Genomic DNA, 19,098 nt, shown 5'->3' with positions numbered 1-19,098 from the left:
GCCCGTGGTGGGCGGCGACACTCGGCCGGGGTCAGTCGTCGTCGCCGGCCTCGTCATCGTCATCGTCGTCGTCGTCGTCATCGTCGTCGTCATCGTCGTCGTCGACCGGCTCCTGCTCGGCCTTGACCACCGTGCCGTTGTCCCGGTCGACGTCCACCTCGTGCTCGGTGTCGCCCGCGACGATCTCGATGCTCCAGACCGGTCGGCCGTTCTCCTGCTCGGCCTCGACCTCGACGATCTGACCGCCGCCGGCGCGGGCCAGCGCGATCTCACCGGCGCGCTGCTGGTCGACCGCCCCGCCGGCCGGTGCGCTGGCACTCGACGGAGCGACGCTGGTCCCCGGAGTGGGGGTGCCGCTGCTGGTGGCGCTGTCATCCGGCGTGGCCGTGGGGTTGACCGTGGCGGCGGCGAGCGCCGTACCACGGCTCGGCGGGTCGGCGGCGGCGCTGACGCCGACGGCGGCCCCGGCCACGGCCAGCACGGCCGCCCCGCCGACCGACGCCAGGAGCAGAGAGCTGCGCTTCATCGTGGTGTCACCCTTCCTCGTTGGTAGTTCGAGGATCGGCCAAAGTCCGATAGGGGCGCGCTGCGCGGACGCTAAGGCCCGGTTAAGCCGTCGGCGGCCGGCGTGGACCCGCCGCCGCCCGGGCGCGCCGGCGTCGGCGGTCCGAGCCGGAGCAGCACCTGCGTCCCGCCTGCCGGGCCGGTCCGCAGCTCCAGCCGGCCACCGCCGGCCTGCGCGGCGCGGCGGGCGATGTCCAGGCCGAGGCCGGTCGACCCGCCCGGGCTGGCGCCCCGCTGGACCGCGCCGGCCGGCATTCCCGGGCCCTCGTCGGCGACGGTGAGCAGCACCTCCCCCGCCTCGGCGGCCAGCCGGACGGCGAACGGTGTCCCGTCGGGGGTGTGCGCGAAGACGTTGCCCAGCAGGGCGTCCACGGCGGCCGTCAGGTCGTCGGCAGGCACACCGACGAGGAGCGGGCCGGGGGCCAGGTCGAGGCTGACGGCCCGGCCGGTGTCCTCGGCCAGCACCGACCAGAACGCGACCCGGTCGGCGACGATCGCCGCGGCGTCCGAGGCTGCGGCGCCTGGCGTCGGTGTACGCCAGCGGGCCTGCCGGATCAGCCCGGTGACCGCCCGTTCGAGCCCGTCGGCGGCGGCCGTGATCCGGGCCGCGTCGTCCGGGTCGCGCAGCGCCTCGGCCTCCAGCCGCAGCGCCGTCAACGGTGTACGCAGCCGGTGCGACAGGTCGGCGACCTGCTCACGCTCCTGCACCAGGAGGACCTGGATCCGGCCCGCCAGGTGGTTGAGCGCCCCGGCGACCTCGCGCAGCTCCGCCGGGCCGGCTGGCGTGACCCGGGCGTCCAACTCGGCGTTCGCCAGTCGGTGCGACACGGCGGACAGCTCGCTGATCGGCCGGACCAGCGTGCGCGCCAGCCGGTCGGCGACCGCCAGCCCGATCAGCACAAGGAGCACGCCGAGCAGGGCCAACACCAGCCAGGCTCGGGTTACGCCGGCGGTCAGCTCCTGCCTCGGAACGACGGTGCGGATCACTCCGGTGCCGTCCGCCCGGCCCTGCACGGCGATGACCACCTCCCGGCCGGCCGCCGACTCACCGGTCAGGCTCTGCCCGCGTGCGGCTAGGGCCACCGCGGGCGTACGGGGTGCCGGGGCGCCGAGCACCGTGCCGTCGGGCAGGAAGACGCTCACCGGTCGACCGGACTCGGCGGCGAGCTGCTCGACGGTGAGCCGGATGGTCGCCGGGTCGGCGGTGCCGACCACCGGCACCAGGCTCTGCGCGTCGGCGGTGGCCCGGACGGTGGCCCGGTCCTCGGCGACGGTACGCACCAGCAGCGCCAGCGGCACCAGGAACGCGATGAGGGTGAGCACGCTGACCGCTGCGACCAGCAGCGCGAGGCGGGCTCTCACCGCTGCGCCACCGGCGCCTCCAGCCGCACCCCGACGCCACGCACGGTGTGCAGGTAGCGGGGCTGCTGGGCGCTCTCGCCCAGCTTGCGGCGCAGCCAGGACAGGTGCACGTCGACGGTCTTGTCGGCGCCGCCGTACGGGATCTGCCACACCTCGGTGAGCAGCTCACGTTTGGTGACCACCTGGCCGGGTCGTCCCGCGAGGTGGTGCAGCAGGTCGAACTCGCGGGGCGTCAGCTCCACCGTCGATCCGTCCAGGGTGACCTGCCGGCCCCGGGGGTCGATGCGCAGGCCGCCGACGACGAGCGCCGGGTCCTGCGCGTCGGCGCCGGCGGGGCCACGCCGCAGCACCGCGCGGACGCGGGCGTCGAGCTGCGCCGCGGTGAACGGCTTGACCACGTAGTCGTCGGCGCCCGCGTCGAGGACCCGGACGATCTCGGTCTCGTCGTCGCGGGCGGTGGCCACGATGACCGGCACCGAGCTGACCGCGCGCAGCATCCGCAGCAGCTCACGCCCGTCCAGGTCGGGCAGGCCCAGGTCGAGCACGACGAGGTCGGGCCGGTCCTCCAGGGCGTCGCGGAGCCCCGCCATCGCGGTCGAGGCCGCGGCCACCGCGTGCCCGCGTTCGCGCAGAGCCCGGATCAGCGGCGTACGGATGGTCAGGTCGTCCTCGACGAGCAGCAGGCGGGCCACAGCTGGCAGGCTAGCCGCTGCGGCCCGGACCGGGGCGCGCGTTAGCACTGCCTTAACGCCCGGATGTGCCGGCCACAACCATGGATCGGGGATAGTCAGGGAATGGGCCGTCGTTCGATCCTCGTCGCCACCGGGTGGGTGGCGACCGCCGCCGTGGCCACCCTGATCGGGTTGGGTGCGATCCGGCTGGTGGGCGAGAGCATCACCGGCACCCCCGGCGGGGTGCGCAGCGAGGCGGAGATCGAGCGAGCGCTCGCGTCGCCGGAGCCGACACCCACCGGCACGACGGGCGTCGCGCCGGGCACGACGAGCGCCGCGCCGAGCGCCAGCTCCGGGGTCCGCCGGGTGTTCGCCACCGTGGGCGGCACGGCCGTGGCCGAGTGTGGCCCCGACGGGGTACGCCTCGTCTCCTGGGCGCCCGCGCAGGGCTACCGGGTCCGCGACGTGGACCGGGGCCCGGACGACGACGTCGAGGTCACGTTCGAGGGGTCAACCGGCGAGCACGAGCTGAAGGTGCGCTGCATCGGCTCGGAGCCGGTGGCCGTCACCGACGACTGAACCGCGGCAAGCCCCGATCGGGGCTCAGGAGCGGAACGGCTTGCCGGCCAGGGGCGAATCCTCCGGGAAGGCCAGCGAGCTGAAGAACTTCTCCGTCTCGGCACTGCGAAGGCCCTCGATCTTCGCGAGCAGAGTGTCGGTGGCCTCGTACGCTCGCTGCTCCCGCTCCACCGGATCCACTGTCGCCTCGGCGCGGGCGAACGCCAGTCTCCACTGGCTGCTCGCCTCGATGAGCCCGAAGTGGGTACGCCGCAGCAGGGCCCACATTTGGTCCCACTGGTAGAAGGTCCGCAGCGCGGTGGCCGTCGCGATGACCACACCCGTGACCGCGATCACCAGGTTCTTTCCCGGATAGCCGAAGCCGGCGAGCAACGGCAGGGACGCGCTGAGGACGATGACCAGGATGCCGCTGAAACGGAACAGTCGGCGGTGCCATTTCGCTCGCCAGTCGTATTGGTCGCGGAGCTTGTTGACGCTCTCTTCGGCGAGCGCGCGATAGGTCTGTAGTGGGTCGACCGTAATCACGGTCACCGAACCGCTCTGCCCCTGTTCAACAGACACGTCACGATGCTAGATCCTGGCCAGAAGACGGTCTATAGCCCGAGAATACGATGTTGTCGGAGAATTGACGGGCGTACGACTCCTGGTCGGCGGAAGCGACCGGCCAGGCAATCACCGGAACGCCGCGCCGTCGCCACCACGCCGTCAGGGCGGAGGGAAATCCGTCGACCTCGTAGGTCAGAAAGTCCGGGCGGCTGACCAGGTTGCTGACCATGCTGCGGCCGACCATCCGGGTCAGCGGCCCGGCCGTGCGCAGGAGCCCGCAGATTCGCCCCACCGGCACGCGTCGGTCGGCCGGCATTCGCAGCACCGCGACCCGCAGTGCCGCCACCAGTAACGGGTCGAAGGATTCGACCGCGTAACGCCCCGAGTAGTCGGCCGTCTGACGTAACAATTCGTTCACGAGGTCGAAGTTCAGTGACAGAGTGGGCCGTTTGAGTTCGATCAGCAGCGGGACACGACCGGCGACCAGGTCCAACACCTCGACCAGGGTGGGAATGCACTGGTCGGTGCCCTGCAACCGCAGTTGCCGCCGATCGGTCGGAGTGAGTTCCGCCGTCCGGATCGGCCTGCCGGTGAGCGCGGTCAATTCGTAGTCGTGGACGACGACGAGTTCGCCCGCCCGGGTGAGCTGCACGTCCAACTCGCTGGCGTAGCCGTTGTCGGCGGCGGCCTCGAATGCCGCGAGCGAGTTGGCCGGCCGGCCGTCGCCGGTCAGTCCACGGTGTGCGATAGGGGTGTTCACCAGCCAGTGGTCGTCGGACGCCACAGTTCCTCCCGCCCCGCGCCCGGCCGCCGCACTCCGGAAGCGCCTCGGTGCCGTCCGCGCGGCACTCCCCCGCGGCCTGCCCCACGATAGGCCAACGCCCGGCGGACCTGGGAGCGCAGTCCTCAGTGGATCCCGACAGATCGCATCGGTCGCTGCCGCAGGGCCGGCAGAGCCGGCGCGAGCGCCACCAGCATGCACAGGCCGCCCAGCGGAAGCAGATCGAGCGTGACGACCGGCGCGACGATGCCGGCGAGCAGCAGCGGAACGCTCCACCACGGCAGTCGCCGGCTGGCGACCAGCATGCCCGCGAGGACGACCAGACCGAGGAAGAAGAGCTGGGGTACGACGTCGTAGAAGGCGATCTCGACGCCGGGGATGTCCTTGAAGTCGGCGCCGAGCGCCGACATCTCCGCCCGGTCCGCCGCCATCAGCCCCTCCACGATGTCGGCGCCGAACTGCACCATCGTGGCGGCGAGCCCGACCAGCGTGAGGGCCACCACGCCGGTGCGCCACGGGCTGCGGGGCAGCAGGCGGGCCAACGCCAGGACGGCCGGTACGAAGAACACCATGCCCGCGAGGCCGACCAGGTGCGCGGCCTGCCAGTCCAGGCCCGGCCCGTACGTCCCGTCGGACCTCCCCCACAGCCGGAGGAGTCCGTAGCCGACGATGCAGGTCGGCCCGGCGACCAGAAAGATCGAAGCTCTTCTCATGAATGCCATCCTCTGGCCGTCGGCGTCGGTCCGACCTCCGGGCGCTGCCCTGGCACAGCCCCGGTCTTCGCCTCAGGTCTTCCACCGAGGAACCCTGAGCGCTCATCGCACGGTCGCGTCGCCGTGCGACCGCCGTCGCTGCTCAGTCGTCGTCGATGACGCCCAGCCCCGCGACGAGGATGCCGACCATGCGACGCGCGTCGTAGCGGGGGTCGTCCGCGCCGACGCAGAGGTTGCCGACGCCGCGCAGCAGTTCGATGGCGGTCAGGTCGGATCGGATCTCGCCCGCCGTGGCGGCGGCGTCGAGCAGTTGGGCGCACACGGGCACCAGGCGGTCGAGGAAGTAGGCGTGCAGCGACTGGAAGGCGGCGTTGTCGGACTGTAGTGCCTCGGCGAGGCCGTGCTTGGTGACGAGGAAGTCGACGAAGAGGTCGATCCATCGCGCCAGGGCAGCACGCGGTGTGCCGCCGCTGGCCAGCAGGGTCGGTCCGGCCTCGGCGCACGCCTCCACCTGGTGTCGGTAGACGGCCACGATGAGGTCGGCGCGCGTCGGGAAGTGGCGGTAGATCGTGCCGACACCGACGCCGGCCCGGGCCGCGATGTCGCGGACGGGCACGTCGACGCCGGAGGCGATGAAGGCCGAGGCGGCGGCGTCCAGGAGCGTCGCCTCGTTGCGCCGGGCGTCGGCCCGCTTCCGCGGTGCCGGCCGCGCTGATCCGCTGTCGATGTCGGCCACTGCGCCGCTACCTCCGTCACCCTGGTTGTCAAACGGAACGGTGTTCCGTATATTGTTTAGCGGAACATGGTTCCACTTGTTCAGTGTGCCAGAACAGGCGGGCCGCAGCCAGCTTCACCCCTACCGCACGGAGGAACAGCCATGCAGTACCGCACCTTGGGTCGCACCGGCGTCCAGGTCAGCACGCTCGCGCTCGGCGCGATGAACTTCGGCAAGATCGGACGAACCACCCAGGAGGAGGCGACGGCGATCGTCGACGCCGCCCTGGACGCGGGCATCAACCTCATCGACACCGCCGACATGTACAGCCAGGGCGAGTCGGAGGAGCTGGTCGGCAGGGCCATCGCCGGCCGCCGCGACGACATCGTGCTGGCCACGAAGGCGGGCCTGCCGATGGGCGACGAGCGCAACCATCGGGGCAGCTCGCGCCGCTGGCTGGTCACCGAGCTGGACAACAGCCTGCGACGCCTCGGCGTCGACCACGTCGACCTCTACCAGATCCACCGGTGGGACCCGACCACCAGCGACGAGGAAACCCTGTCGGCGCTGACCGACCTACAACGGGCCGGCAAGATCCGCTACTTCGGCTCCTCGACCGTGCCCGCGTACCGCATCGTGCAGGCCGAGTGGGCCGCCCGGGAGCACCGCCTGAGCCGCTACGTCACCGAGCAGCCCAGCTACTCGATCTTGCAGCGCGGGATCGAGGCCCACGTCCTGCCGGTCACGCAGCAGTACGGCCTCGGCGTCCTGGCCTGGAGCCCGCTGGCCACGGGCTGGTTGTCGGGCGCGGTCCGGGCCGGCCGGGAAATCACCACCAGCCGCTCGACGATCCTGCCGGAGCGCTTCGACACCACCATCGCGGCCAACCAGGCCAGGATGGACGCCGTCGAGAAGTTGGCCGCCGTCGCCGACGAGGCCGGCCTCACCATGATCCAGCTCGCGCTCGGGTTCGTCACCGCGCACCCCGCCGTGACCAGCGCGCTCATCGGCCCCCGCACCATGGACCACCTGCGCTCCCAGCTCGCCGCCGCGGACACCGTGCTCTCCGGCGACGTGCTCGACGCCATCGACTCGGTCGTCGCTCCCGGCGTCGACCTGGCCGCCCACGAGAAATTCGACACCCCGCCCGCCCTGCTCGACCCGACGCTGCGACGTCGCTGACCCGGAGGAGCGCCGACGGTGCCGCCACGAGCGGGGCGGTGGCCCCGGAACCTCGTCGGGCGCCTGGGCACGCCCCGATCTTGGCTCTCAGTTCACCGAGAGGTGTTGTCCCGGGGCGGCGGTCGGACCGATCCCTGTCGTATGGTGCCAGCATGGCGCGCCCGGCTCGGCCTGAGGCCCGGCATTGTGGGGCGTACGGGGGCAGCCACAGCCGGAATCGCGGTGCCACCGCACGATGAGCCCGACCTGGTGGGCCGCTTCGGCGCCCCGACGTGTCAGCCACCTGCCGGGCATCGATCCCGAACTGCTGCGGGTCGCGCTCGACCCGCTGCCGCCGGAAGCGCCAGCTCTCGTGCACTACCGGCCCGTGGTCGTGGGTCCGCTGGGTGACCTGGTGAGCACCCTCCTCGACCAGTTGGACAGCGTGGCGGTCGCGATGTTTCCCAGCTGGTTGCCGGGCGCGGACGGCTTTGACGGTCAGGGCACGCTGAGCGTGGCGGCGGCCCGCTCGCTGGCGGCCCGCACCGCTGCCCGCTCGCGGCACTTCGGTCCGTTCCTGACCGACCTGGCCGAGCGCTCGACACGCGGTTCCCGGCGGCCCGGCGACCGGTTCCGCTTTCCGGCGGAGGTACGCGCCGCCGGGCTCGCCCGGGTGATCGCCGAGGCGTACGGCCGTAAGGAGTGCGTCCTTCTCGTCACCGTGCCCGAGCTGGGCCCGGACGCCGAACGGACACTCGTGGCCGCCGCCGAGTGGCTGGTGCGGCACGGCGACTTCACAGTGTGGCTGGCTGGCGCTGGAATGCATCACACGGACCGGGTCCGTTCGGTGCCGGTCACGGTGCCGGCCCGCTTCGTCGACCTGGCCAACGCGACTGGTCAGGTACCAGACATGGTCGGCCCACCGGAGCCCGCGTTGCTGGCCTGGCCACCGATCGCCGGTGTACCGCGCGGCGACAGCGCGGCCGAACAGGCGCTGGAACGCGCGCTCACGCCACACCTCTGGGCGCGGGGCCGACGGTGGAATCAGACGTACGAGCCGCATCCGCTCGGCGAGCCCTACCGGCTGGATCTCTTTTGGCCCGCCGAGGGTCTTGCGGTCGAGGTGGACGGGCCGGAGCATCGGGGGCGAATCGCTTTCGCCAACGACCGGCGGAGAGACGTTCGGCTGCAACTGCTCGGGCTGAGCGTGCTCCGCTTCACCAATGAGCAGGTGCTGTCCGACGTACCGGCGGTGGTTGACGGGATCCGTCGGCTGCTGGCGCGCAGACGCGCGGACGGCACGCATCCCCTTGGAGATGAGACATCATGACGAGCCCGGCGGACGTACCGAGCCTGACGCCGAACCAGATCAACGCCCTCGTGGTGCTGATGGTCGAGGCGCGCCGACTCACCAACGTCGAGCTGCGTGAGCTGGCTGGCTTCACGTTGACCGGTAAGGACAACAAGCGGCTCGTCGACCTGGGCCTGGTCGTGACGGACCGGCAGCACCGTCCGTTCGCCCACGAGCTGACCGACGAGGGCTGGCGGGTGGTCCGTCAGCTGCACACCGCCGCCCCACCGAAGGCGGCCGGCTCGGCGACCCGCTCACTGCTCACCGTCCTGACCAACCTGCACCGCTCGCTGGACCGACTCCGGCTCAGCCACGGCGACTTCTTCAAGCAGACCGACGGTGGGGCGCCGGTCGCCGCCACGCCGGAGCCCCCCGCCCGCGCCCCCGCCGTGGACGTGGAGGCGCTGGTACGCGCGGCGTACCGGGATCTGGCCGCCGCACCGGGCGCCTGGGTCGGTCTCGCCGACGTCCGGGACCGCCTCGCCGACACCGATCGGTCCGCCGTCGACACCGCGCTGCGGGCCATGGTCGAGCGTGCGGACGTACGCATCATCCCGGTGGCGAACACCAAGTCGCTGACCGCGCGCGACCGGGCGGCGGCCGTGCGGATCGGCAACGAGGACAATCACGCCCTGGCGATCGGCCCGGCATGATCTCCGACGAGCAGCGGGCCGCCCTGGAGGCGGTGAGCTTCAACCCGGCCGTCACCCCGGACGACGTCTGGCGGGCCAGCCCGCACAACGTCCCCGAGCTGCACGAGAAGGTGGTCGCGGAGATCCTGCGCGGGGTGGGACGGGCGCGCACCGACGACACGACCGTGCCGCTCGGCGTGGCCATGCAGGGTCGGGCGGGTGCCGGCAAGACGCACCTGCTCGGCGCGGTCCGTGAGCGCGTTCAGCGCGACGGCGGCTACTTTTTCCTGGTCGACATGGTCAGCGGCAAGACGTTCTGGGAGAGCGTCGCCCTCGCCCTGGTGGAGGGCATGGGTCGCGACGCGATCGGCTGGGGCACCCAGTTGCGTACCTTCCTGCGCCGGCTCACCGCCCAGCTCGGCCTGCCGGTCGAGGTCCGGGACGCGGTCGCCGGCACCCAGCCGGTGACCCGCGAACACCTGGACGCCTTCATCCGAGGGCTGCGCAGCCGCGACCGGGAGGTCGGGCGGGACTGCCAGGACACCGCCCGGGCGCTAATCCTGCACGGCGCCATCGACTTCGAGGCGCAGGACGTCGGTTACGCCCACCTGATCTCCGAGCCGGGCGACCCGCAGGCGCGAGCGGCGTGGGGGTTGAGCCCTGGGCTGCGGACCCCGCAGCAGATCGTGCAGGACATTTCCCGGCTGATGGCTCTGACGTTGGACCCGACGGTCATCGCCGTGGATCAGCTCGACACGCTCTTCGCCCAGAGCAGCACCTCGCTGTGGGAGCAGCACGCCGGCCTGGAGGACGGCCAGGCGCGGGTGGTCGGCCCGATCGCCGACGGCCTGCTCAAGCTCCGGGACGTCACCCGTCGCACGCTGATCGTCGTCTCCTGCCTACCCGACACCTGGGAGTTGCTGACCCGCAGCGCGCCCACGCCGGTCAGTGACCGGTTCCGGCAGGCGACCCTGCCGGACCGGATACCCACTCCCGAGATCGGCCTGGCGATCGTGGTGAAACGGCTCACCGCCGCGTTCGCGGGATCGCGCTTCGACCCGCCGTACCCGACCTGGCCCATCGACCCCTCCGCTTTCGCCGACGCGCCAACCCTGACGCCACGTGCTCTGCTGCGGCGGGTGGACCGCCACGTCGCCTGGTGCCGGGACCGCGACGAGGTCACCGAACTCGACCGGCTCATCGACGGCGTCGACGCCGCACCGTCCCCGGCCGTCGTGCCTGGCCGGCCGAACGACCAGGCGGCCGACGAGCAGAAGCTGCGCACGTTGGACGCCCGGTTCGCCGAACTGGTGGCCGCGGCGGACGTATCGGCCGCGCTCACGCCGGCCGGCGAGGACGAGCGGATGCCACCGCTGCTCGCGGCCGGCCTGGCCGCCTGGATCGCCGAGCAGGCGCCGACCGGCGCCACCTACAAGTACGACCCACCGCCCAGCCGCAAGCCCGCGCTGCACGGACGGTTGATCGAGGTCCTCGACGAGGCCACCGAGAACGAGGCGCACTGGTGCTTCCGGGCGATCGCGCATCCCAACGCGATCGCGGTCACCGCGCGGGTCAAGGCCGCGTGCACCATGGCCGGGCTGGACCGGGACCTGCCGCAGCGGCGACTGGTGCTGTTGCGCAACGGTCCGTGGCCGACGGGCAGACGTACCACGGAGGTGTTGACCGCCTTCGACGCGGCCGGCGGCGTCCGCTGCGCGGTGACAGAGGCGGACCTGCGGGTCTTCGCGGCCCTGCAGGTGATGGCGGGCGAGCCGTCCGCGGCTTTGCAGGAGTGGCTGATCGCCCGCCGCCCGGCAAGCACAACGGCACTCTTGCGGGCGGTCCTGCCGGGGCCGGAACCGGCTCCCGCCACCACCGCGCCCCTCACCACCGCGCCCGGCCCGTCTGGCACGACCGTCGGCATCGCCGGCGAAACGTCCGTGGACGCGGTCGTCTCGTCCTCGCCGCCCGCCGCTGATCCGCCCGACTCCGCGGCCGCCCGCGACGGACGGTCGATCGGGTTGGGACGCACGATCGAGGGTGGCCGTCCCTTCACGGTGGACCTGGAGTCTCTCCGCAGGCACGCCGTGCTGTTCGCCGGGTCGGGTTCCGGCAAGACGGTGCTCATCCGCCGGCTCGTCGAGGAGTGCGCCCGGCAGGGCGTTTCCTCGATCGTGCTCGACCCCAACAACGACCTCGCGCGGCTGGGCGACCCGTGGCCCGAGGCACCCGCCGGCTGGGGTTCCGGTGACGCTGAGCGTGCCGCCGACTATCTCGCCCACACCGAGGTGGTCGTGTGGACGCCCCGCGTCACCGCCGGCCGTCCGCTGAGTTTCCAACCACTGCCCGACTTCACGTCGTTGCGCGAATGGCCCGACGAATTCGACCAGGCGATCCGGTCCGCCGTGGAGGCGCTCGCACCACGGGCCGGCGTCGACCGGCCCACCAAGCTGGCCCAGCAGGGCAAGGCGGTGCTCACCGAGGCCCTTCAGGCGTACGCGCGCAGCGGCATGGTCGGACTGCACGGCTTCACCGAGTTCCTCGCCGATCTGCCCGACGGGGTCAGCCGTCTGACGCGGGCCGACAAGCTCGCCCAGGAACTGGCCGAGACGCTCAAGGCGGCTATGGTCACCGACCCGCTCTTCGGTGGGGTCGGCGCGCCGGCCGACCCAGGGCTGCTGCTGACGCCGTCGCCGGGGCGGCGGGCACGGGTCTCGGTCATCAGCTTCGTCGGCCTCACCTCCGACCAGGAACGCCAGAGCTTCGTCAACCAGTTGCAGATGGCGCTCTTCGCCTGGGTGAAGCGGCACCCGGCGGGTGACCGTCCGCTGGGCGGCCTCTTCGTGATGGACGAAGCGCAGACACTCGCGCCGTCGACGGGCAACACGGCCTGCACGGCCAGCTCCATCGCGCTCGCCTCCCAGGCCCGGAAGTACGGGCTCGGGTTGGTCTTCGCCACCCAGGCGCCGAAGGGTCTACACAACCAGATCTCCGGCAACGCGACGACCCAGTTCTTCGGGCTGCTCAACGCGCCGGCGCAGATCGACGCCGCCCGCCAGCTGGCCGAGGCCAAGGGCGGACGGCTGCCCGACATCGGCCTTTTGAGCAGCGGTGAGTTCTACGTGGCTGGGGCGGGCTTCTCGTTCGTCAAGGTCCGCACCCCGCTGTGCCTCACGCATCATCCGAGGGCGCCGCTGACCCCCGAGGAGGTCGTTGCCCGCACCCGCCCCGTCGCTGATCCGCGTACTGGCAGGCCGTGACAGCCTCGTGGCGCGGCGGCCGGGAGCCGCCGTGCCACAGTGCGCTGATCCGGGTGTACGAGGGTCAGCTCGCGCTACAGGAGACCGATGGCCAGGTCCAGTTGCCGTTGGTCCCGATGGTGACGCCGAAGTTGTTGCCGCTGCCGTTGGGCGTCGCGGTCAGCGTCTGGGCATTGGGGTAGCTGGCGTTGATGTTCCAGGTGGAGAGGACCTTGGCCGGGGACGGCACGTTCATCGTCACCGTCCAGTTGTTGGAGCCCGAGACCGCGACGTTGAGGTTGTAGCGGTCGCCCCACTGCTGGCCGGCAGACAGCGTGGCGGAGCAGCCGCCGGCTCTTCGGGTGGGTGGAAACATCGGTCATGTGATGCTTCCTCCTTGTGAGTGCCGGCGGGGGCGGCGTGCCGGCATGGTGTGGAACTGCGGCGGCCTTGATCGACAGCCGTCGAGGTCCGCCGATGGCGAAAGTATTGGTACGGCCACGACGCGCTGTCAACATTTCTCGGAAACATTGCGGTAACCCTCGCCGGCCAACGGCTCCGGAGGCGGCTCGTTGACCCAGGCTGCGAGGCTGCCTTCCCGAGCATGGTTGCGGCCCTCGGCGGCGGCGTCCGCCCGGCACGCCGATCGAGGCCGATAGTTCCGATCAACTTCCGGATCAGATCTCCCCGCCGAGAGCGCTTCCGGAAGTTGTTGACGCGTCGGAATTCCCGCTGTAATACTCCGATCCATCGCGGTCGATGCAGCCCCGCTTCGTCGGGTTTCGGTCGATCTCCCCACCACCATCCGGACGGCCGGCGTGCGCCTCCACGCCTCCCAGCCCGGTAGAAGGGGCACCAGATGAGCACTGTCCCCCTCCGCACCCTCGTACGGTCGAAGCGACTACGCGCGGGGCTGTCCATCCTCGCCACCGCCGTCGCGGCGTGCGGCGTCGTCGTCGCGGCCACCGCGACCCCGTCCAGCGCCGCCACCTGCAACGGCTACGTCGGGCTCACCTTCGACGACGGACCCAGCGGCAGTACCAGCGCGCTGCTGAGCGTGCTGCGCAACAACGGCGCGCGGGCCACGATGTTCAACGTCGGTCAGAACGTCCAGAACAACCGCTCGGCGGCACAGGCCCAGGTGGCCGCCGGCATGTGGGTCGGCAACCACAGCTGGAACCACGCCCACATGACGTCGATGAGCCAGGCGCAGATGCAGTCCGACCTGTCCCAGACCAGCTCGGCTATCCAGTCGGCCACCGGCAGCCGGCCACAGCTGTTCCGGCCCCCGTACGGGGAGACCAACTCCACCCTCCAGTCCGTCGCCTCGTCGCTCGGCATGCGACAGGTGATCTGGGACGTGGACTCCCAGGACTGGAACGGCGCCAGCGTGAGTCAGATCGTGTCCAACGCCAGCCGCCTCCAGGCCGGCCAGGTCATCCTCATGCACGACGGGATCCAGAACACCCGCGACGCCATCGGGCAGATCATGGCCAACCTCACCAGCCGCAACCTGTGCCCCGGCATGATCTCGCCGTCCACCGGTCGTGCGGTCGCGCCGGACGGCACGACCCCGCCACCCGCCACGACCCCGCCACCCGGCACGACCCCGCCGCCTGCCACGACGCCGCCGCCCTCCGGCGGCAGCTGCACGGCGACCGCGACGACCCCCAACGTCTGGGGTGACCGCTACAACACGTCGGTGACCGTCAGCGGCGCCAGCACCTGGTCCGTGGTCGTCGCCCTCACCGCGCCGCAGAAGGTCTCCAGCGTCTGGAACGGCAGCGCCACCTGGGACAGCAGCGGCAACGTCATGACCGTGCGGTCCAATGGCAGCGGCAACACCTTCGGCTTCACCACGATGTTCAACGGCAACAGCAACGCCCGACCACAGATCCGCTCCTGCACCGCGGGCTGACCTTCGGGACCTGGTCCTGCGGGGCGGGCGGCGGACGCCCCGCAGGACCAGCGCCGGCACGGCGCACCGCCCTCAGAGGTCGACCCGGACCCGGTCGCTGTCGCCGTCGGAGAGGAACGACGCCAGAGCCTCCCCCTCCTCGGTCACGGCGGCGATGTCGCCTCGGGACAGGCGGCCCAGCGGTGTGACGCGCACGGTTTCGGCGTCGACGGTCCAGGTCGCGGCGACCCGGCCGTCGACCAGCACCACCCGCTCACCGGCGACCGACAGGCCGCGATGAGCGTGGTCGATGATCCGGCTGCGATCCTCGTAGCCGAGTATCGCGTTGTCGAACGCCGGCAGGAACCGTACCGGCGCGGGTGTGTCGGGGTCGGGACGCGGCGCGTCGGGGAGGTCGATCAGTTCGCGGCCACGCTCGTCGCGGAAGGTCACCAGCTCCTCGCGCAGCGCGGCCACCGCGGGTGGCAGGCCGGTGAGGCCGCACCAGGCCCGCAGGTCGGCCGTGGCCGCGGGGCCGAACGCGGCCAGATACCGCCGTACGAGCGCCTGACCGGCGGGGTCGGAGGGCTCCAGCGACGGCGGGTCGATCTCCCGACCCAGCCACAGGGAGAGCGGGACGTTGCGCACACCTGCCTTCGCGCGCCACACCCCGCGCGGCGGCAACTGGACCATCGGAACGAGCGCGGCGACCACCATTTCACCCAGTGCCCGCGGCCCCGGCGTCGGCCAGCGATCGGCGAGCGCCCGCGCGATCTCGGTCATCGTGCGGGGCACGCCGTCGGCCATCAGCGCCCGGCCCGCCGCGACCACCTCGTCGAGGTCCACCCCGTCCAGCTCGCGCCGGTAGGCCCCGAGCGTCCGTTGGCGCAGCATGGCGTCGTGCCGGGCGCGCCAGGCCAGGGCGTCGGCGGCGACGACCAGATGGACGGTACGGCGCATCAGGTGCGTCCGCACCACCTGCCGCTGGACCAGCAGGTCCGACAGCACGGCCGGATCGAAGGCACGCAGTCGCGACCAGAGCCCGACGAACGGCTCCTGCGGTTCCTGTGCCTGGAGTCCGCCGAGCTGCGCGACGGCCCCGGGCACCGGCAGGTCGGCGCGATCGAGCAGCAGTTGCCGGGCAAGCGTCGCGCGGTTGAGCGCCCGGTTGTCGAGAACCGTCATCGGGCGCCTCGGCGGTCTTGGATGGCGGGTGACGTGGTGATCAGGGCGAGGCGGGCGCACTGGTCGAGCAGGTCGGTCCGCTCCGGGTCGAGCGCCGCGGCTGGGGAGGTCGTGGCGGTCATGGCGACGGGTCCTTCCGGTCGGTGTCGGGCACGAGACGACGATCGCAGGTGAAGAGGTCAGGCTGTGTCCGCCTCTCGTGGGTGCCATCGACGGCCGTGCCGAGGACCTCAGCTCGACTGCTCTCGCTGCTCCAGACGCGCCTGGGCGCCGCCCGTGTCCGGGGCGCGGAGCAGGCCGCCGTCGGGCGTGACTCGTACCACTGGTTTGGCGAAGTGTCCGATTCCGCCGGTCAACCGACAGTCTTGGTGGAACTATGCATGACGTGGGAACTGCGGAAACTTCTATGCCTGTCATCTCGCCGCTCGCTGGTGAGCCGATCAAGCGCGCCGACGCCGAGCGACTCGCGGGGGTGCTGAAGGCGTTCGCCGACCCGGCCCGCCTGCGCCTGCTCAGCCTGATCCAGTCGGCGCCGGAGGGCGAGGCGTCGGTCACCGACCTGACCGCGCCGCTCAATCTCTCCCAGCCGACCGTGAGCCATCACCTCCGGATCCTCACCGAGGCCGGCCTGATCGAGCGCGAGAAGCGCGGCGTCTGGGCGTACTACCGGATCGTGCCGTCCGCGATCGCGGCGATCGCCGACCTGCTGACGCCGCCTCGCAAGCGGCCGACGAAGAAGACCCGCTGATGCGGGCCAGCTAGCCGGCCGCGGCCGGCGGGCCGCACCGACGATCGCTCAGGGCGAGGTCGGTGGTACGCCCCCGGCGCGCTGTCCTCAGCCGACGCGGGCGACGGTGCCGTTGAAGGACACGTCCTGGTCGGACGGGCGTGGCTGCGGCGCGTCCGCCCGCCGAGGCTCTCCGCTGCGGATGGTCACCCGGGCCCCCCGTCGCCGCGTCGCTCTCCACCAGGTACACAGTCAGCCGTCGATGCGAGGGCCGGCCCGCGCTGGGCCGGTCTCGCCCGGCCCACGTCGCCGCGCACCCCGGCGAGCAGGTCGGTGGTGGTGTGCGCCTGGATGCCGGGCTGCGCACTGTCGGTGAACTGCCCGACGACCGCTCGCACGTGTCGCTCCGCCGGTTCGGCGAGACCGTCGTAGACGGCCGCGAACAACTCCCGGGCCGGCTGCCGGAGCCATCCGGCCGGGAGGATCTCCCGGGGCAGTTGCGGGTCGAGGATGGGGAAGCGCCGGAAGGTGTCCATGACCTCGGTACGCGTCCGCACCGCCGCCGCGCCGTCGACCTGTCCCGAGCGCACCTGCGGCACCAGGGGCGCCCACCTCCGCAGGAACGCCTCGTAGTGCCCCCTGATCGCGTCGATGTCCCAGGCATCGATGGGAGCGCGCTGGCTGTCCGCGTCGAGCGCCACCTGTCGTCCCCGGAACACCGTGACGGCGCCACCGGCGAGCTGGGCGAGTTGCGCCCGAGCCGGCGGAGTCAACTCGTACGGTGAGATCCACAGCCCGTCGTAGAGCGGCGCGTACCCCAGCCAGCGGAGCTGGCCACGCAGGGCCCGCCGCTGCGCGCCGCGGTCCTGCGGCAGCGAGAAGGCGACTGTCGTCCAGCACCCGTCCCAGGGCTCTGCCGCCGTGGTGGAGGCGAGGATCCAGTTGCCTCCGGCGGAGAGGTGGGCGGCGGCGGCCTGACTGAGCCGGTAGGAGCTGCGTCGTCCCTGTCTGCTGCCCTCCAGGACGCCTCGACGGGCCAGCCGACTGATCGCCGCACGGGCGCCGGCCGTCGTCACGCCGGACTCGGCGAGCAGCGCGACGATGGCGGCGGACGGAAGCATGGCACGGGCCCGCAGTGTGTAGTCCGCCAGCAGGGTCACCGCGACGCCCTGCGGCGAGCTGCCGGCCTGCCGCCGAGGCATCCGGAGTGAGTGCTCCCCATCGTCGGGATAGATCTCCTCGATGTCGAACGGGCTCGCCACAGGCACTCCGGGGCTCTGCTGAGGAACGGTCTACCGACTGTAGACGGACCGTCGGCGAACCAACCTCACCGAGGCTGGCGGAATCGACCACACCTGATCGAGGTACGTCGATTGACACTTCTTGGCCCGGGGATAACACTATCTGCAACGCGACGCCGCACTGAGCCGGGCACAGGGCGAGCACACGTTGTAGGCGATGCGCGATCACCGCGGCGAGCCGGAAGTTCCCGCGAGCCGGACGCGCGTGGCCGATCCCAGCCCGCACAGCTGATCGAAGGAGTCGTCCCCGTGAGAATCAGAAGGAAACTGTTGCTCGGCCTCACCGCGTCACTGGCCGCGATCGGCCTGGTGATCCCCGCGTTCCAACCCGCGTACGCCGCGTCGCTGGCCGAGGTGACCAGCTTCGGCGACAACCCGGGCCGGATGCGCATGCACGTCTACGTGCCGGACAACCGCCCGGCCAGGCCGGCGATCGTGGTGGCCATGCACGGCTGCGGTGGCTCCGGCCCCGGCTTCTACTCCGGCAGTGAGTTCGCCAGCCAGGCCGACCGGTACGGATTCATCGTGATCTACCCGAGCGCGACCCAACAGGCCGGGTTCGGCAACTGCTTCGACACGTGGTCCGACGCCGCCAAGCGCCGCGGCGGCGGCAGCGACCCGGTGTCGATCATCTCCATGATCCGTTACGCCCAGCAGCAGTACGGCGGCGACGCCAACCGGGTGTACGCCACCGGCAGCTCGTCCGGCGGCATGATGACCAACCACATGCTGGCGCTCTACCCCGACGTGTTCAAGGCAGGGGCGGCCTTCATGGGCGTGCCCTTCAACTGCTTCGCCAACGCGGCGGACTACCCGCCGGGGGCCAGCCAGTGCACCGGCGGGAACATGAACCGGACGCCACAGCAGTGGGGGGACGCGGTCCGCCAGGCATACCCCGGCTACTCCGGCACTCGCCCCCGCGTGCAGTTGTGGCACGGCACCAACGACACGCTCGTGCCGTTCTCGCTGCTGCAGGAGACGATCGAGCAGTGGACCAACGTGTTCGGGCTCAGCCAGACACCCACCTCCACCGACACGCCGCAGGCGAACTGGAACCGACGCAGGTACGCCGACACCAGCGGCACCGTCCAGGTCGAGGCGTACAGCGTCCAGGGCGCCGGGCACAGCCTGCCCAGCTCCGGCATGGCCGCGGCCGCCGTCCAGTTCTTCGGCCTGACCAACCCGCCGACCACCCCGCCCCCGACCACCCCGCCGCCCACCACCCCGCCCCCGACCACGCCGCCGCCCACCACCCCGCCCCCGACCACCCCGCCGCCGACCACCCCGCCGCCGACGACTCCGCCCCCGGCCAGCGGCTGTGGTGTGACCGTGGCCGTCAACGCCTGGAACAACGGGCTGACGGAGAACATCACCATCACCAACACCGGCGCGACCGCCATCAACGGCTGGTCCCTCGCCTTCGCCCTGCCCAGCGGGCAGAACATCACCTCGGGCTGGAACGCCTCCTACTCCCCCACCTCGGGGCAGGTGACGGCCCGAAACCTTTCCTACAACGCCACCATCCCCGCCAACGGATCGGTCACCATCGGCTTCCAGGCCACCCACACCGGTAACACCGCTCGACCCGCCTCGTTCACCCTCAACGGCGCGTCCTGCACCCTCGCCTGAGGACGGCGGACTCCGGGGAGGTGCGCGGCCCGCGCACCTCCCCGG

General features: G+C 71.9%; 19 protein-coding genes. 8 read left to right on the top strand and 11 right to left on the bottom strand.

The annotated features are described in order from the left end of the window. Positions 1-31: 31 nt before the first annotated feature. The 3 genes from ABZ780_RS02535 to ABZ780_RS02525 form a co-directional block, all read right to left on the bottom strand. Positions 32-526, bottom strand: a complete 495-nt coding sequence (locus tag ABZ780_RS02535; RefSeq protein WP_357483359.1) for a PepSY domain-containing protein — start codon at positions 524-526, stop codon at positions 32-34. A 71-nt stretch (positions 527-597) separates the two neighbouring features. After that, positions 598-1,926 (bottom strand): HAMP domain-containing sensor histidine kinase, encoded by a 1,329-nt coding sequence (locus ABZ780_RS02530; protein WP_357483356.1) that lies wholly within the window; start codon positions 1,924-1,926, stop codon positions 598-600. After that, positions 1,923-2,618, bottom strand: coding sequence for a response regulator transcription factor (locus ABZ780_RS02525; protein WP_356999595.1), 696 nt, complete (start codon positions 2,616-2,618; stop codon positions 1,923-1,925). The genes ABZ780_RS02530 and ABZ780_RS02525 overlap by 4 nt, the downstream gene beginning before the upstream one ends. A gap of 102 nt (positions 2,619-2,720) precedes the next feature. Between ABZ780_RS02525 and ABZ780_RS02520 the strand changes: the two genes are divergently transcribed. Continuing rightward, positions 2,721-3,176, top strand: coding sequence for a septum formation initiator (locus ABZ780_RS02520; protein ID WP_357483352.1), 456 nt, complete (start codon positions 2,721-2,723; stop codon positions 3,174-3,176). A 24-nt stretch (positions 3,177-3,200) separates the two neighbouring features. On the opposite strand, the gene ABZ780_RS02515 is transcribed toward ABZ780_RS02520, so the two are convergent. The 4 genes from ABZ780_RS02515 to ABZ780_RS02500 form a co-directional block, all read right to left on the bottom strand. Next, entirely contained in the window at positions 3,201-3,737 is a 537-nt protein-coding gene (locus ABZ780_RS02515) for an SLATT domain-containing protein (RefSeq protein ID WP_357483349.1), read from the bottom strand. 1 nt (position 3,738) lies between these two features. Beyond that, entirely contained in the window at positions 3,739-4,506 is a 768-nt protein-coding gene (locus ABZ780_RS02510; protein WP_357483346.1) for a glycerophosphodiester phosphodiesterase family protein, read from the bottom strand. A gap of 122 nt (positions 4,507-4,628) precedes the next feature. Then, positions 4,629-5,216, bottom strand: coding sequence for a hypothetical protein (locus ABZ780_RS02505; RefSeq protein ID WP_356999586.1), 588 nt, complete (start codon positions 5,214-5,216; stop codon positions 4,629-4,631). 142 nt (positions 5,217-5,358) lie between these two features. Then, entirely contained in the window at positions 5,359-5,943 is a 585-nt protein-coding gene (locus tag ABZ780_RS02500) for a helix-turn-helix domain-containing protein (protein ID WP_357002698.1), read from the bottom strand. Positions 5,944-6,093: 150 nt separating this feature from the next. On the opposite strand from ABZ780_RS02500, the gene ABZ780_RS02495 reads away from it, so the two are divergent. From ABZ780_RS02495 to ABZ780_RS02480, 4 genes are all read left to right on the top strand, one after another. Then, positions 6,094-7,113 carry an aldo/keto reductase gene (locus ABZ780_RS02495; RefSeq protein WP_357483343.1) on the top strand — a complete coding sequence of 340 codons (1,020 nt, stop codon included), beginning with the start codon at positions 6,094-6,096 and terminating at the stop codon, positions 7,111-7,113. 235 nt (positions 7,114-7,348) lie between these two features. Beyond that, positions 7,349-8,422: a DUF559 domain-containing protein gene (locus ABZ780_RS02490; RefSeq protein WP_357483338.1), complete on the top strand. Its 1,074-nt coding sequence runs from the start codon at positions 7,349-7,351 to the stop codon at positions 8,420-8,422. Then, positions 8,419-9,096 (top strand): hypothetical protein, encoded by a 678-nt coding sequence (locus ABZ780_RS02485; RefSeq protein ID WP_357483335.1) that lies wholly within the window; start codon positions 8,419-8,421, stop codon positions 9,094-9,096. The genes ABZ780_RS02490 and ABZ780_RS02485 overlap by 4 nt, the downstream gene beginning before the upstream one ends. Next, the gene (locus tag ABZ780_RS02480) at positions 9,093-12,335 is read left to right on the top strand and encodes a DUF87 domain-containing protein (RefSeq protein WP_357483332.1); all 3,243 of its coding nucleotides are present in this window, start codon (positions 9,093-9,095) and stop codon (positions 12,333-12,335) included. Before ABZ780_RS02485 ends, ABZ780_RS02480 begins: the two co-directional genes overlap by 4 nt. A gap of 64 nt (positions 12,336-12,399) precedes the next feature. On the opposite strand, the gene ABZ780_RS02475 is transcribed toward ABZ780_RS02480, so the two are convergent. Next, positions 12,400-12,690, bottom strand: a complete 291-nt coding sequence (locus ABZ780_RS02475) for a hypothetical protein (RefSeq protein ID WP_356999572.1) — start codon at positions 12,688-12,690, stop codon at positions 12,400-12,402. A 483-nt stretch (positions 12,691-13,173) separates the two neighbouring features. Between ABZ780_RS02475 and ABZ780_RS02470 the strand changes: the two genes are divergently transcribed. Further along, the gene (locus tag ABZ780_RS02470; protein ID WP_356999570.1) at positions 13,174-14,232 is read left to right on the top strand and encodes a polysaccharide deacetylase family protein; all 1,059 of its coding nucleotides are present in this window, start codon (positions 13,174-13,176) and stop codon (positions 14,230-14,232) included. 72 nt (positions 14,233-14,304) lie between these two features. Here the strand turns inward: ABZ780_RS02470 and ABZ780_RS02465 are convergent, their stop codons facing one another. Both ABZ780_RS02465 and ABZ780_RS02460 read right to left on the bottom strand, forming a co-directional pair. Continuing rightward, a complete protein-coding gene (locus ABZ780_RS02465; protein ID WP_357483327.1) occupies positions 14,305-15,396 on the bottom strand; it encodes a winged helix DNA-binding domain-containing protein in 1,092 nt (363 codons plus the stop codon). Then, positions 15,393-15,518, bottom strand: coding sequence for a hypothetical protein (locus ABZ780_RS02460; RefSeq protein ID WP_357483324.1), 126 nt, complete (start codon positions 15,516-15,518; stop codon positions 15,393-15,395). Before ABZ780_RS02460 ends, ABZ780_RS02465 begins: the two co-directional genes overlap by 4 nt. Positions 15,519-15,772: 254 nt before the next feature. On the opposite strand from ABZ780_RS02460, the gene ABZ780_RS02455 reads away from it, so the two are divergent. Further along, positions 15,773-16,144: a metalloregulator ArsR/SmtB family transcription factor gene (locus ABZ780_RS02455; RefSeq protein WP_167944206.1), complete on the top strand. Its 372-nt coding sequence runs from the start codon at positions 15,773-15,775 to the stop codon at positions 16,142-16,144. 185 nt (positions 16,145-16,329) lie between these two features. Here the strand turns inward: ABZ780_RS02455 and ABZ780_RS02450 are convergent, their stop codons facing one another. Further along, entirely contained in the window at positions 16,330-17,385 is a 1,056-nt protein-coding gene (locus ABZ780_RS02450) for a PaaX family transcriptional regulator C-terminal domain-containing protein (RefSeq protein ID WP_357483321.1), read from the bottom strand. Between the two features lie 288 nt (positions 17,386-17,673). Between ABZ780_RS02450 and ABZ780_RS02445 the strand changes: the two genes are divergently transcribed. Further along, positions 17,674-19,053: a PHB depolymerase family esterase gene (locus ABZ780_RS02445; protein ID WP_357483317.1), complete on the top strand. Its 1,380-nt coding sequence runs from the start codon at positions 17,674-17,676 to the stop codon at positions 19,051-19,053. The last annotated feature ends 45 nt before the right edge of the window (positions 19,054-19,098 follow it).

Source organism: Micromonospora sp. NPDC047467 (assembly GCF_040643095.1).
In the GTDB taxonomy this organism is placed as follows: Bacteria; Actinomycetota; Actinomycetes; order Mycobacteriales; family Micromonosporaceae; genus Micromonospora.
The sequence above is the reverse complement of the archived record's forward strand: the minus strand, read 5'-3'. Positions and strand labels throughout refer to the sequence as shown.